10 protein-coding genes are annotated in these 12930 nt (G+C 75.7%); 6 read left to right on the forward strand and 4 right to left on the reverse strand.

Annotation, left to right across the window (positions count from 1 at the left end; genetic code table 11):
- Position 1: 1 nt before the first annotated feature.
- From ACWGB8_RS02475 to ACWGB8_RS02485, 3 genes are read left to right on the forward strand one after another with little or no spacing between them, the layout of a single operon-like run.
- Positions 2-3187, forward strand: coding sequence for an adenylate/guanylate cyclase domain-containing protein (locus ACWGB8_RS02475; protein ID WP_452209454.1), 3186 nt, complete (start codon positions 2-4; stop codon positions 3185-3187).
- The gene (locus ACWGB8_RS02480; RefSeq protein WP_452209456.1) at positions 3184-4005 is read left to right on the forward strand and encodes a S8 family serine peptidase; all 822 of its coding nucleotides are present in this window, start codon (positions 3184-3186) and stop codon (positions 4003-4005) included. Before ACWGB8_RS02475 ends, ACWGB8_RS02480 begins: the two co-directional genes overlap by 4 nt.
- Positions 4006-4007: 2 nt before the next feature.
- A complete protein-coding gene (locus tag ACWGB8_RS02485) occupies positions 4008-4691 on the forward strand; it encodes a GAF domain-containing protein (RefSeq protein WP_452209458.1) in 684 nt (227 codons plus the stop codon).
- Between the two features lie 57 nt (positions 4692-4748).
- On the opposite strand, the gene ACWGB8_RS02490 is transcribed toward ACWGB8_RS02485, so the two are convergent.
- Positions 4749-6632, reverse strand: coding sequence for a BTAD domain-containing putative transcriptional regulator (locus tag ACWGB8_RS02490; protein ID WP_452209460.1), 1884 nt, complete (start codon positions 6630-6632; stop codon positions 4749-4751).
- A gap of 293 nt (positions 6633-6925) precedes the next feature.
- Between ACWGB8_RS02490 and ACWGB8_RS02495 the strand changes: the two genes are divergently transcribed.
- A complete protein-coding gene (locus tag ACWGB8_RS02495; RefSeq protein ID WP_452209462.1) occupies positions 6926-7180 on the forward strand; it encodes a hypothetical protein in 255 nt (84 codons plus the stop codon).
- A 107-nt stretch (positions 7181-7287) separates the two neighbouring features.
- Positions 7288-8229: a JmjC domain-containing protein gene (locus ACWGB8_RS02500; RefSeq protein WP_452209464.1), complete on the forward strand. Its 942-nt coding sequence runs from the start codon at positions 7288-7290 to the stop codon at positions 8227-8229.
- Between the two features lie 66 nt (positions 8230-8295).
- Here ACWGB8_RS02500 and ACWGB8_RS02505 read toward each other — a convergent pair whose 3' ends face one another.
- From ACWGB8_RS02505 to aroF, 3 genes are read right to left on the reverse strand one after another with little or no spacing between them, the layout of a single operon-like run.
- Positions 8296-9834: an isochorismate synthase gene (locus ACWGB8_RS02505; RefSeq protein ID WP_452209466.1), complete on the reverse strand. Its 1539-nt coding sequence runs from the start codon at positions 9832-9834 to the stop codon at positions 8296-8298.
- 2 nt (positions 9835-9836) lie between these two features.
- The gene (locus ACWGB8_RS02510; RefSeq protein ID WP_452209468.1) at positions 9837-10931 is read right to left on the reverse strand and encodes a phenazine biosynthesis protein; all 1095 of its coding nucleotides are present in this window, start codon (positions 10929-10931) and stop codon (positions 9837-9839) included.
- Between the two features lie 15 nt (positions 10932-10946).
- Positions 10947-11990, reverse strand: a complete 1044-nt coding sequence (gene aroF / locus ACWGB8_RS02515; protein WP_452209470.1) for a 3-deoxy-7-phosphoheptulonate synthase — start codon at positions 11988-11990, stop codon at positions 10947-10949.
- A 270-nt stretch (positions 11991-12260) separates the two neighbouring features.
- Here aroF and ACWGB8_RS02520 point away from each other — a divergent pair, with 270 nt between their 5' ends.
- Positions 12261-12926, forward strand: coding sequence for a cyclase family protein (locus ACWGB8_RS02520; RefSeq protein WP_452209567.1), 666 nt, complete (start codon positions 12261-12263; stop codon positions 12924-12926).
- Positions 12927-12930: the final 4 nt, after the last annotated feature.

Consider the following 12930-nt stretch of genomic DNA (forward strand, 5'->3'; position numbering starts at 1 on the left):
CATGAGCTGCCAGACCTGCGCCGCGGAACTCCCCGACGGCGCCCGCTTCTGCGCCCACTGCGGCGCGCCGGTCGCGGACCGCGCACCCGCCGCCGAGGAGCGCCGGGTCGTCACCGTCCTCTTCTGCGACCTGGCCGGATCGACCGAGCTCTCCGGCCGCCTCGACGTCGAGGTGCTGCGCTCGGTGCTGCTGCGCTACTACGGGCTGATGGAGCGCCGGATCGAGGAACACGGCGGCGTCGTCGAGAAGTTCATCGGCGACGCGGTGATGGCGGTGTTCGGCCTCACCGCGACCCGGGAGGACGACGCCCGGCGCGCCCTGGAGACCGCCCTCGACATGCTGGCCGCGCTCGACGGACTCAACACCCAGCTGGAGCGCGACCACCGGATCAGGCTCGGCGCCCGGATCGGCGTGCACACCGGCGAGGTGGTCACCACCGCCGACCCCGCCCGGCGGCAGGCCCTGGTCTCCGGCGAGGTGGTGAACATCGCCGCCCGCCTGGAGGCCGCGGCCGGCACCGGCGAGGTGCTGCTCAGCGCGCAGACCTGGCGGGCCGCCGGGCCGGGGCCGGTCGTCGACGACGCCGGCCCGCTCACCCTCAAGGGGGTGGCCGGCCCGGTCGAGGCACTCCGCCTGCTCGGCCTCTCCGACGCGGGGCGCACCCCGCGGCTCGACGTGCCGTTCGTCGGCCGCGAACGCTACCTCAGCGAACTCGACCTGGCCTGGCGGCGGGTGGTGGAGGAGCGGGACGTCCACGTGCTGACGCTGCTCGGCGAGGCGGGGATCGGGAAGACCCGGCTGGTCGACGAATGGCTGCGCCGCTCGGCCGCGCAGCTCGGCCGGGTCGGCACCGGGCGCTGCCGGGCGGCGGGGACCGGGGGTTCGCTGCACGCCCTCGCCGAGTGCCTGGCCCCGCTGGTCGAGGGCGGCGCTCCCGCCGCCGACCCCGCCCCGGCTGGGGAGCCCCCCGACGGGCCCGCCACCGCCGCCGCCCTCGCCCTGCTGCGCACCGGACTGCTGTTCGACGGCACCCCCGCCCCCTCCGCGGACGACACCTGCGCGGCCGTCGCCCACCTGCTGACCGTCCGCACCGGCGAGGGCCCGATGCTGCTCGTCCTGGACGACCTGCACTGGGCCGACGAGCCCTTCGTCGCCCTGCTCGACCGCCTGGTGGAGGACCTGCGCCGACTGCCCATCCTGGTGCTCTGCCTGGCCCGCCCCGAGCTGATGGACTCCTGCCCCGGCTGGGGCAGCGGCCGGGCGAACTCCACCACCGTCACCGTCACCGGCCTCGCCCCGGCCGACTCCGCCGCCCTCGCCGCCCATCTGGTCGACCTCGCCCTGCACGACGCCGCGGCCACCGAGCAGATCGTCGCCCAGGCCGACGGCAACCCGCTCTACCTCGAACAGCTCGCCGCGGCCGTCGAGGAGTCCGGCGGCGCCGAGGGGCTGCCGCCCGACCTGCACGCGCTGCTGGCCGCCCGGATCGACCGGCTGGACGAGACGGCCCGCACCGCGCTGCGCCACGCGGCCGTGGTGGGGCGGGAGTTCGACGTCGACGACCTGGACGCGCTGGCCGGCGGACCCGCCGCGGGGCCGCCCGGCGACCCGGCGGTGCTGCGCACCCTGACCCGGCGCGGGCTGGTCAAACCGATGCGCCGCCCGTTCGGCGCCGGCGCCGCCTACTGCTTCGTCAACGGCGTCACCCAGCGGGTCGCCTACGAGGGGCTGACCAAGTCCCGGCGCGGCGAACTCCACGAGCACTACGCCGCATACCTGGAGCGGGCCGGCTGCCCGGACGCCCTGGTCGGCACGCACCTGGAGCAGGCCTACCGCTACCGCAGCGCGGTCGGCCGCCGCACCGAACAGCACCTGGTGCTGCGCCGGCGGGCGCTGCGCCACCTCGCCCGGGCCGGGGCCGGCGCGCTCGGCCGGGTCGACCTGCCCTGGGCGCTCACCCTCTTCCAGCGGGCCGCCGACCTCGCCGAACCGGGCGACCCCGGCCGGCCCGAGGTGCTGCAGGGGCTGGGCGAGGTGCTGCTGGCGCTCGGCCGGGCCGGCGAGGCGCGCGAGGTGCTGCAGCACGCCGTCGCCGAGGCACAGGCCGCCGCGGCCGGCGGCGCGGGCCCGGCGTCGGGTACGGCAGCGGGCACGGCCGCCCACGCCCGGCTGCACCTGGCGGCCCTGGCGCAGGACGACACCGCGCTGGAGCAGTCCGCCGTCGAGGCGCTGGAGGTCTTCCGGGCCTGCGGCGACGAACTCGGCCTGGCCCGCAGCCGGCTGGTGCTCGCGGGCTCCTGCCAGCGCCGCGGCTGGCACGGCCGGGCCACCGAGGCCCTGGGTCACGCGCTCGGCCACTCGCTGGCCGCCGCGGCCGACCGGGAACTCGCCAACACCCTCGGCGCGATCGGCCTCTCGCTCTGGCACGGCCCGGAACCGGCCCCGGCCGCCGCCGAGCGCTGCGAGGCCCTGCTCGCCGCGCACGGCACCGACCGGCTGTCCGTCCAGGTCACCCTGGGCTTCCCGCTCACCGTGCTGCACGCCGTCCAGGGCCGCGCCGACCGGGCCGCGGACTGCCTGGCCGCGGCCCAGCGGGCCATGGCGGCGCTCGCCTACGGGGAGGGCGCGGTGTTCGGCCCGCTGCTGTACGGCACGCTCGCCGCCCTCGCGGACCACCCCGGGCAGGCCCGGCCCGCGCTCCGCGAGGCGCTGGCCGCGGCCCGGTCGCTGCGGGCCGGCGGGCTGGTCCGCACCGCCGCCCTGGAACTCGCCCGGGCCGAACTCGCGGCCGGCCGCTGGCAGCGGGCCGCCGGCCTGGTCGACGAGCTGGTGGTGCCCGCCGGCCACCCGGTGGTGCTGGCCAACCGGGCCGGGGTGCAGGCCCGGATCCGCGCCCACGAGGGCCGGACGGCCGAGGCGCTGCGGCTCGCCCGCCAGGCGGTGCTGACCGCCCACCGGACGGACTCCCCGGCCGACCGCGCCACCGCCTGCCTCGACCTGGCGCACACCGCGGCCCTGCTCGGCCTGCCGCACCGGGCCCGGACGGCGGTGCTGGCGGCCCGCCGGCGCTACGCGGCCAAGGGGCACGCGGTCGGGGTGGCCCGCACCGAGCGGCTGCTGGGGGAGCTGGGCCCGGCGCGGCCGCCGGAGAGCACCGGCCGGACGGAAGGACGGGGTGGCCGATGACCACGACCAGGACCGCCGCACTGACCTGGAACCTGCTCGACCGCGGCCCCGGCGACATCCCGGTCGCCGCCTCCGGCGCGGGCCCGGTGACCCCCGCGTGGGCGTACGGCGGCGCCGACGGCACCGGGGTGCGGGTCTGCATCGTCGACAGCGGGGTGGAGTCCGGGCACCCGATGGTCGGCGAGGTCGCCGGCTCGTACGCGGTGGTGGCGGGTGCGGCCGGCCCGGAGGTGCGGGAGGTGGAGCCCTCGGACACCTGCGGCCACGGCACGGCCTGCGCCAGCGTCGTCCGGCGGGTGGCGCCCGGCTGCGAGCTGCACAGCGTCCGGATCCTCGGGGAGCGCGGCGCGGGTTCGGGGGACGCCCTGCTCACCGGGCTGAGCTGGGCCATCGGGCAGCGCTACGACGTGATCAACCTGAGCCTGTCGACCGCCCGCCCGCAGTTCAACCAGGTGCTGCGGGAGCTGGCCGACGACGCCTACTTCAGCCGCTCGGTGATCGTCGCGTCCGCGCACAACTCGCGGATCGAGAGCTTCCCGTGGCGGTTCTCCTCGGTGATCTCGGTCGGCAGCCACGCCGAGGACGACTCCGGCCTGGTGCTCTACAACCCCTCCCCGCCGGTGGAGTTCTTCGCCCGAGGCCAGGCCGTGCCGGTGGCGGGCCTGAACGGCAGCACCACCCGCAACACCGGCAACAGCTTCGCGGCGCCGCACATCACCGGACTGAGCGCGTTGATCCTCGGCAAGCACCCCCGCCTGACCACCTTCGAGCTGAAGACGATCCTCTACCTGACCGCAGCCAATGTGCGAGGAGCCTGACCATGGACCACGCGACGGACCGCGCCACGGACTCTGCGGACTCCACGGCGATGATCGCGGCGATCTCCGGAGCCCTGGCCGACCCCGGCCCGGACGACCGCGAACTGCTGGGCTCCATCGTGCGGGTGGCGCGCGAGATCTTCGGGGCGGCGGCCAGCTCGATCTTCCTCTTCGACCGCGAGCACGACCAGTTGGTCTTCGAGGCGGTCTCCGGCGAGGGGGAGGAGTTCCTGGTCGGGACGAGATTCCCGGCCCACCGCGGGATCGCCGGCTGGGTCGCCGACACCGGGGAGCCGATGACCGTCGACAACGTCGCGGGCAGCGCGCTCTTCGCCCAGGACCTCGCGGAGAAGACCCGCTACGTGCCGGACGCGATCATGGCGGCCCCGGTGGTCCACCGCGACGAGGTGCTCGGCGTCATCCAGGTGCTCGACCCGCACCCGCAGTCGCGCACCAGCATCGCCGACCTCGACCTGCTGGCGGCCTTCGCCGTACAGGCCGGGCTGGCCCTGCACGGCCTCGTCCGCAGCCGGGAGGCCCGGCGGGCGCTGACCCTGGGCGGCGCCGAGTTCGAACGGCTCGCCGGGATCGTCCGGGTGCTCGGGGAGCTGGCGCCGGAGCAGCGGGCCACCGGCCTGCGGCTGGTCGACTCGCTGCACGAGGTGCTGACCGCGATGGCCCGCTGAGCCGACCCGCCTGCGGCCGGCGGGCCGCCGACACCCAGGGTCACGCCCTGCCCGGCGTCACGCCCCGCCCGGGGCGGCCGCGCTGCGGTGCAGGGCGGCGGCGTAGCGGTGGCCCAGCCGCGGCATCCGGTACCGGACGGCGTGCGCGACCACCTCGTCCGCGGCGTGCGCGACCACCTCGTCCACGGCCTCCGCGGTGTCCTCCCCGCGGCCGGCCGGGACGACCACGTGGGCCTCGATCAGCTCCTCGACGATCCGCTCGGCGGGCTCGGGCAGTCCGTCCAGGGCCGCCAGCAGGACGCCCTGGTCGAAGGACGGCGGCAGCGCCCCCAGCGCCCCGAACGCCGCCGCCTGCCGGGGCGCCAGCCCGCGGTGGAACCGCCGGTAGCCGTCGTGCACCGAGGCGTCCCCCACCGACAGCTCGTCCAGGCTGGCGGGCCGCAGGACCAGCTGCTCGGCGTACTCGCGCAGCGACAGATGGCGCAGGGCCGCCAGTTTGGCCGCCAGGGTCCGGACCACCAGCGGCGACAGCCCGTACAGCTCGCGCAGCCGGTGAAGCGGGCGGTCGTCGCGCCCGAGGCGGTCCGCGCCGAGCACCGCGGCCAGCAGTTCGAGGGCCTCGGCCGGGGTGAACTCCTCCAGTTCGAGGCGGTACCCGCACTCCAGGCCGGACAGCCGGCGCGCGGTGGTGACCAGGGTGCGGCTCGGCCCGCGCCCCGGCAGCAGCCGGCGGACCTGCGCCTCGCCGGTCGCGCCGTCCAGCACGAAGAGGAACTGCCGTTCGGCGATCCACGAGCGCCACAGCGCCAGGGCCGCGGTCTCCTCGCGCGGCGGCGGCACGTCCAGCCCGGTGCTGCGCAGCAGGCCGGTCAGCACCTCGTGCCAGTCCCGCGGCGCCCCGTCGGGGTGGGCCAGCGGCACGAAGACCTGGCCGTCGGCGAAGCGGTCGGCGACCAGGTGGCCGACGTGGACGGCGAACGCCGTCTTGCCGACCCCGGGCGGGCCGGAGACGGCGGCCAGGTCGGTACATCGCCCGTCGCCGGTCAGCACCGCCACCACCTCCTCGACCTCCCGGGTGCGGCCGACGAAGTCCGGGAGGTCCCGCGGGAGTTGGCAGGGCTTGGCGCGCTCCCCGCGGCGGTCGCGGCCGGGCCCGGCGGACCGGTCGCCGGCGCGGTCGCCGGCCAGGATCGAGCGGTAGAGCTCCCGCAGCACCGGGCTCGGGTCGAGGCCCAGCTCCCGGGCGATGAACTGCCGGTGCGCCTCGAAGCAGGCGAGCGCCTGCCGCCGGCCGCCGACCTGGTCCAGCGCCGTCATGTGCAGTGCGGTCAGCCGCTCCCGGAACGGGTGCCGGGAGCTCAACTCGCCCAGCCGGTCCAGCAGTCCGAGGGCCCGGCCGGCCTCCACCTCCAGCTCGGCCCAGTCCTCGTACCCGGCGAGGAAGCGGTCGGTGAGCCGCTGCGACTCGCGCACCACGAAGGGGCTGCCCAGCAGGTCGACCAGCGGCTGGTCCCGCCAGAGCCGGACGGCCTCGCCGAGCAGCGCCGCGGCCGCGGCCGGGTCGCCCGCACGCTGGGCCTGCCGCCCGGCGGCGGCCAGCCGGTCGAAGCGCAGCAGGTCGCACTCCTCGGCGGTGACGGCGAGCGTGTAGCCGTACGGGACGTGGCGGATCCGGTCGCCCAGGATCTTGCGCAGCGCGGACACGTAGACCTGGAGGTTCTTGCGCGCGGTCCGCGGCTGGTCGCCGTCCCAGAGCGCGTCGATCAGCTGGTCTACGGACAGCACGGTGTTGGCCCGGCAGAGCAGCGCGGCCAGTAGCAACCGCTGCTTGTACGGGCCGAGTTCGAGCGGGGTGTCGCCCGAACGCACCTCCAGCGGCCCGAACAGGGTGACGTGCAGGGACTGTCTCAGGGTTTCTGTCGCACCGTTGTCACCGGTCATGTGGCCCCTCCCCCAGAGTGCGCCCGAGCGCACGACAAGGCCCGGCCCGATCGGGGCCGAGCGGTTGTCCGTACTCCGTCGAGAAGCTTCGCCGACGCGAGGATGCCTGGCAAGGACGCGGTGAGCGATTGGTGAACACGGATCCGCAGGCCCCCTGCGCCGGGGCCGGCCGGGCCCCCGACCGGTCGACAAGCTGTCAGAAAGCCAGCCGCATACCGGACTTCAACCGCACCGCCCTAGCGTCGCAGTGTGACGTCGGAGGACGTCCGAGCACCACCGAGAGGAGATCCCGAATGACGAACCCTGACGTCCAGGCCCACTCCGCCGGGGACGACGACGAGGACCTGGCGGGCTGCGGCGTGCAGTTCAACGCCAGCTTCGACGAGGGCGACGTGCAGGCCCACTCCGCCGGGGACGACGACGAGGACCTGGCGGGCTGCGGCGTGCAGTTCAACGCCAGCTTCGACGAGAGCGACGTCCAGGCGCACAGCGCGGGCGACGACGACGAGGACCTCGCGGGCTGCGGCGTCCAGTTCAACGCCAGCTAGCCGCGGGCTCCACGCACACCCGTCCACCACCGGTGCCCAGCGGCCCGGCGGTGGGCGGGCCGGGCGTGTTTTCCGCTATTCCGCACCGACCACCCTGGGAGAGGCCCGTGGAAAGTCTGCTCCGGCTCGTCGACGACCTCCAGGTGCTCGAAACCTCCTGGGAGCGCGAGCCCTTCGTCAGCACCGGCCTGGGCGGCTTCGACGACGTCTTCTCGCTGGAGATCGCCGAGCGCCTGATCCACAGCAGCCTGCCGATGACCGCGGTCCGGCTCTTCGACGACGGCACGCAGCTGCCCGCGGAGCGGATCCTGCGCAACCGGGGGAGCAACCCGCGCAGCCGGGAGAAGTTCGCCGACGGCACGAAGATCGCGGACTGCGTGGGCCGGGGCGCCACGCTGACCCTGGAGGAACTGCAGAACCACTGCCCCGAGGTGGCCCGGTTCGCCGCCGACATCGCCCGGGAGACCGGCTACGAGGCCGACTGCACGGCCTTCCTGACTCCGCCCCGGGCCCGCGGCGCCGCGCCGCACTTCGATCTGCTGGGGATCTTCCTGCGCCAGCTGTACGGCTCCAAGCGCTGGCGGGTCGGCCGGCCGGTGCACCGGCTGCCGAGCCGGGCCGTGCCGGTCGACCCCTCGGCGGCGGACGACCCGGTGCTCGACGTGGTGCTGAAGGAGGGTGAGTGCCTCTATCTGCCGCGCGGCTTCGTCCACGTCGGCGACACCACCGACGAGCCCTCGCTGCACCTGTCGATCGGCCTGCGCGGCCTCACCTGGGAACGGGTGCTGCGCAGCCTGCTGTCGGCGGCCGTCGAGGAGCACGAGGAGCTCCGCGAGATGCTGCCGCCGGCCTTCTCGGACCTCGACCGGGCCGCGCTCTACCGCGAGCGCGCCGAACTCCTCGCCCGCCACCTGGCCGGCGTCGACTTCGCGCAGCTGCCGCTCGCCCCGCTCCGGGCCCGCCAGCCCACGGCCTCGCGGGTGCACGGCACGCTGGCCGCCGCCGTCGACCGCCCGGCGGCCGACCCCCCGGCGGCCGACCGCCCGTAGCGGCCGTCCGGGCGCAGCGGCGGGGCCCGGGTGCCGTCGCCCCCGGGCCCCGCCTGCTGCCGGGCCTCAGTCGAGGCCGAGCGCGTGGAGCATCGGCCGGAGCTTGGCGCGGGTCTCCGCGTACTCCTCGGCCGGGTCGGAGCCGGCCACGAGGCCGCACCCGGCGTACAGCGAGGCGGCGTACGGCGCGCCGGTCGCGGTCGTGCGGCCGTCCGCGGGCGCCGCGGTGCGGATCAGCGCGGAGCGGATCGCGACGGCGAATTCGCCCGCGCCCGCCGGGTCCGTCCAGCCGACCGCGCCGGCGTACCAGCCGCGGGCCAGGCCCTCGTGGCGGGTGAGCCAGTCCAGCGCCTCGGCCCGCGGGTGGCCGCCGAGCGCGGGGGTGGGGTGCAGCCGGTCGACGAACTCCAGGACGCCGGCGGCCGACCGGGCGAGCCGGCCCTCCACCGGGGTGGCCAGGTGCTGGACGTTGGCCAGCCGCAGGACGGCGGGGGTGTCCGGGACGGACAGCGCGGTGCAGGAGTCGGCGAGGGCGTCCCGGAGCATCCGCACCACGACGTCGTGCTCGTGGCGGATCTTCGGGCTGTCGGCCAGTTCCCGGGCGAGCGCGGCGTCCTGCTCGGGGTCGGCGCCGCGCGGGGCGGTGCCGGCCAGGGCCAGGGTGTGCACGGTGCCGCCGGCGACCCGGGCGAGGTACTCGGGGGTGGCGCCGATGAAGGCGTGCCCGTTCTCCTCGACCGCGAAGACGGTGGCCCCGGGGTAGGCCGCGCTCAGCCGCCGGACGGCGGCCGGGACGTCGAAGGGGGTGTCGGCGGTGACCCGCAGCTCGCGGGCGAGCACCACCTTGGTGAAGGCGCCCTCGCCGATCCGCTCGACCGCCTCCCGGACCAACTGCTGCCAGGCGTCCGCGGAGGGGAGTTCGCGGTGCTCGGTGCGGGCGGGCGGGGCCGTCCGCGGGGCGGGCCCGGCGGACTGGTACTGCTCGGCGAGGTGGGTGAGCTGCTTGGCGAGCTGCCCGGGGTCGTCGGTGGGCAGGACCAGGGCGTTGAGCCGCAGTTCGGCGCTGCCCGGGGCGTCGGGCCGGCCGGCGCGCAGCTGCAGGGCGGGCACCCAGAGCAGGGCCTCGGGCAGGGGTCCGGGCGTGTCGGCGCCCGGGCTGTCGGCGGCGAAGGAGAACCCGCCCACCAGCAGCGGGCCCCCGGCGGCCGGCCCGCCGGTCACCGCGTCGGCGGCCAGCTGCCGCCAGGACTCCCGGACGGCGGCGATCCGCCCCTCGCCGCGGCCGGTGAGGTCGTGCGCGGTGCCGAAGGCGGTCAGCCGGGTGCCGTCCCAGGCGGACTCCCAGAGCAGCGAGCGGCCGGTCAGTTCCCGTCCGCGGCACCAGAGTTCGGCCGGGTCGAGCGCTCCCGCCAGGGGCGCCGCCCAGCCGGCGAGCACCGGCCGCTGCCGTGCCCGGGCGGCGGCCACGGCGCGCCGGGCGAGGTCGAGCAGTTCCCCGCGGGCCGCGGGCCCGAGCCAGGGCTCGGGGGCCGGGGCCGGTGCAGGTAAGGGCGCTTGGGCGGAGGCGGCGGGTGCGAGGTCCGGTGCGGCGGTGTCGGGGCGCACGGTCAGTACACCCCTTCGACCACGGCGGACGGGCCGGCGCTCTCCGGCGGTCGGACGTCGGCCACGCCGTCCTGCGGGTACGCCGCGGTGGGCGGGATGCGCAGCGCGACGTCCCGCTCCAGCGTCCACGGCAGCAGCAGGTCGCGGGAGAGCAGGCTGATCCGGGCCTGCCCGCGCTCGCCGTAGCCGACCTCGCGGGTGGGGTCGGCCGGGTCCACCAGCCGGAGTCGGCTGTAGGGGTGGTAGGGGACGAAGACGCAGTCCTCGGTGTCCTCGGGGGTGCGCGGGCGCTGCGGGGCGATGCCCATCATGGTGTTGCCGTAGAGGCCGACCAGTGCGGCGTCCGGGAACACCTCGGTCTCCAGGGCGCGCAGGGTCTCGGTGCCGATGCTGGTGCCGGCCCAGATGATGCCGCGCACCTTCTGCCGGACCAGGTCGAGCACGTCGTCGCGGGCGGCGATGGCCTCCAGTACCGGCGGGGTGGCGAAGAGCACCGAGACCGGCTGGCTGCGCAGCACGTCGAGGGCCTGGTCGAGCAGGTGTCCGACGTACCGGGCGACCTCGTCGGTCTGCCGCTGCTTGGCGGCCCGCTTCACCCAACGGGGGTCGAAGTCGAGGTAGTGGCAGAAGGTGCGGCGCAGTTGGGCGAGCAGGCCGACGGAGCGGCCGACGATGTGCGGGCCGGTGGGGCCGATGTGCAGCCAGTGGCCGGCGCCCTCGCCGGGGACGCCGTGCTCGGCGAGCACCTCGCTGACCCAGGAGACGCCGGCGCGCCGGGAGCGGGATTCGACGATGCGCTTGGGGCGTCCGGTGGTGCCGCCGCTGTCGAAGACCTGGAAGTCCCAGTCGGTGCGGTCGATCCCGGCGGGCACGAGTTCGTCGACGGAGACGTCCCGCCACTCCTCGCTGACGTCGGGGAAGAGGTCGAGGTCGGCCCAGCTGCGGATGTCGCGCAGCGGGTCGAAGGGGAGTTCGGCGGCGCGCTTGACCCAGAACGGCGAGCCGGTGGCGGGGGAGAAGTGCCACTCCATCGCGGCGCGGACGAAGTCCTCGGGGGAGAGCGAGGGGTCGAAGGGTGCGGGGGTGTCCTTGGTCATCTCTGCCTCCGGGGGTCAGACCTGGGTGAGGAAGCGGGAGCGCGGGCGGACCAGCGTGCGGCCGACCGCCTTGACGACGGGTTCCAGCCGTTCCATCAGGTCGGTGAACTGTGCGGCGTCCAGGGCCTGCGCCCCGTCGCAGAGGGCGGTGCCGGCGTCGGTGTGGACGTCCACCAGCAGGCCGTCGGCCCCGCAGGCGGCGGCGGCCAGCGACATCGGGCCGACCAGGTGGGGGCGGCCGGTGCTGTGGCTGGGGTCGACGACCACCGGGAGGTGGGTGAGCCGCTTGGCCTCGGCGACCGCGCTGAGGTCGAGGGTGAAGCGGGTGGCGCGCTCGTAGGTGCGGATGCCGCGCTCGCACAGGACGACGCCGCCGTTGCCCAGGTGGAGGACGTACTCGGCGGCGAGCAGCCATTCCTCGACGGTGGCGGCCATGCCGCGCTTGAGCAGGACGGGTCGGCCGGAGAGGCCGGCCTCGCGCAGCAGGGCGAAGTTCTGCATGTTGCGGGTGCCGATCTGGAGCATGTCGCTCTCCTCGGCGACCCGTTCGACGTCCTCCGGGGTGACGACCTCGGTGACGACGGGCAGTCCGGTGCGTCCGCGCTGTTCGGCGAGGAGGGCGAGGCCGGCCATGCCGAGGCCCTGGAAGCTGTAGGGGGAGGTGCGGGGCTTGAACGCGCCGCCGCGCAGCATCCCGGCGCCGCCGGCCGCGACGACGTCCACGACAGTTGTCATCTGCTGTGGGGTCTCCACGGCGCACGGGCCGGCGATCACCAGGAAGCCGTCGCCGCCGACCACCGGTCCGTCCACGCCGCCGACGGCGACCCGGGTGTCCTGCGGGCGGAAGCTGCGGCTGGTCAGGCGCTGGGCGCCGGGGACGAGGACGACCCGGTCGACGCCGGGCGAGCGCTCGGCGGACTCGGCCGTCTCCGGCGTGCCGGCGCCCTCGGTGACCAGCACCGCAACCCCGTCCGCCGTGCCGGACACGGGTGTCAGTCCGGTGTCCTTCAGCAGCCGGCCGACCGCGTCGGTCTGTTCGCGCGTTGCCGTGGGGCTCATTACGACGATCATGCGTGCCCTTCCCATGGGGGGCCGTCGCGCGCGGGGTCCCGGCCTGCTCGCGGCAGCGAGCGGTGGTGGCGGGCGGACGGTCGCGGCGCGCCTCGACGGAGCTCTTGCGATCGGTGCGATCCTCCCCGGCGGCGGCAAGCATGTCAATGAGGGTTGTCAGCTCACGTTAATGATGCTCAAATCGCTGTGCCCCTCCGGACCGCCCCGGACCGGACGGGGCGGCCGAGTTCCGCATGAGCGTGGAGGTGTGCCGTGAAGATGATCGACATCAGCCAGGGGTGGTACGAGGGAATGCCCTCGTACGACGCGCCCTGGTACCCGAAGTTCGGCGTGCGCCGGGCGATGACCCCCGCCACCGACCCGGCGAAGGGCGGTCGCACCTTCTCCGACCTGCAGATCTTCCCGCACAACGGCTCCCACGTGGAGTCCGGCTACCACTTCTTCGAGGACCGCGAGAAGATCGACGAAGTCCCGCTGGAGACCTTCGTCGGCCGGGTCTGCATCGCCGACCTGTCGTACAAGCGGGACCTCGACCCGGTCACCGGCGAGGACCTGGAGAAGGCGCTGCACGAGGTCTGGCAGCCCGGCGACCGGCTGCTGATCCGCACCGACCACCCCAACCGCTACCTGGGGCGCGAGGACTACTGGGACCGCCCGCCGTACACCACGGTGTCCGCCGCGGACTGGGCGATCGACAACGGCGCCGTGCTGGTCGGCATGGACTGCATCACCGAGCGGCCGGACGACCGCAGCGGCCAGGTGCACCGCCGCCTGCTGGAGGCCGGCATCCCGATCCTGGAGAACATCCAGAACCTGGACCAGATCGATGCGCCCGTCGCCCACCTGTTCGCCCTGCCCGTGAAGATCGCCGGTGTCGAGGCCGCCCCGGTCCGGGCCGTGGTCTTCGAGGGCTGGCCGAACTGACCGG

It is taken from the genome of Kitasatospora sp. NPDC054939, assembly GCF_053610105.1.

What these genes read in the sequence shown, in the direction of transcription:
- ACWGB8_RS02495 (WP_452209462.1), top strand. Translation starts at nt 6,926, where the DNA reads ATGACGAACCCTGACGTCCAGGCCCACTCCGCCGGGGACGACGACGAG.
- ACWGB8_RS02520 (WP_452209567.1), top strand. Translation starts at nt 12,261, where the DNA reads ATGATCGACATCAGCCAGGGGTGGTACGAGGGAATGCCCTCGTACGAC.
- ACWGB8_RS02510 (WP_452209468.1), bottom strand. Translation starts at nt 10,931, where the DNA reads ATGACCAAGGACACCCCCGCACCCTTCGACCCCTCGCTCTCCCCCGAG.
- ACWGB8_RS02490 (WP_452209460.1), bottom strand. Translation starts at nt 6,632, where the DNA reads ATGACCGGTGACAACGGTGCGACAGAAACCCTGAGACAGTCCCTGCAC.
- ACWGB8_RS02485 (WP_452209458.1), top strand. Translation starts at nt 4,008, where the DNA reads ATGGACCACGCGACGGACCGCGCCACGGACTCTGCGGACTCCACGGCG.
- ACWGB8_RS02480 (WP_452209456.1), top strand. Translation starts at nt 3,184, where the DNA reads ATGACCACGACCAGGACCGCCGCACTGACCTGGAACCTGCTCGACCGC.
- aroF (WP_452209470.1), bottom strand. Translation starts at nt 11,990, where the DNA reads ATGAGCCCCACGGCAACGCGCGAACAGACCGACGCGGTCGGCCGGCTG.
- ACWGB8_RS02475 (WP_452209454.1), top strand. Translation starts at nt 2, where the DNA reads ATGAGCTGCCAGACCTGCGCCGCGGAACTCCCCGACGGCGCCCGCTTC.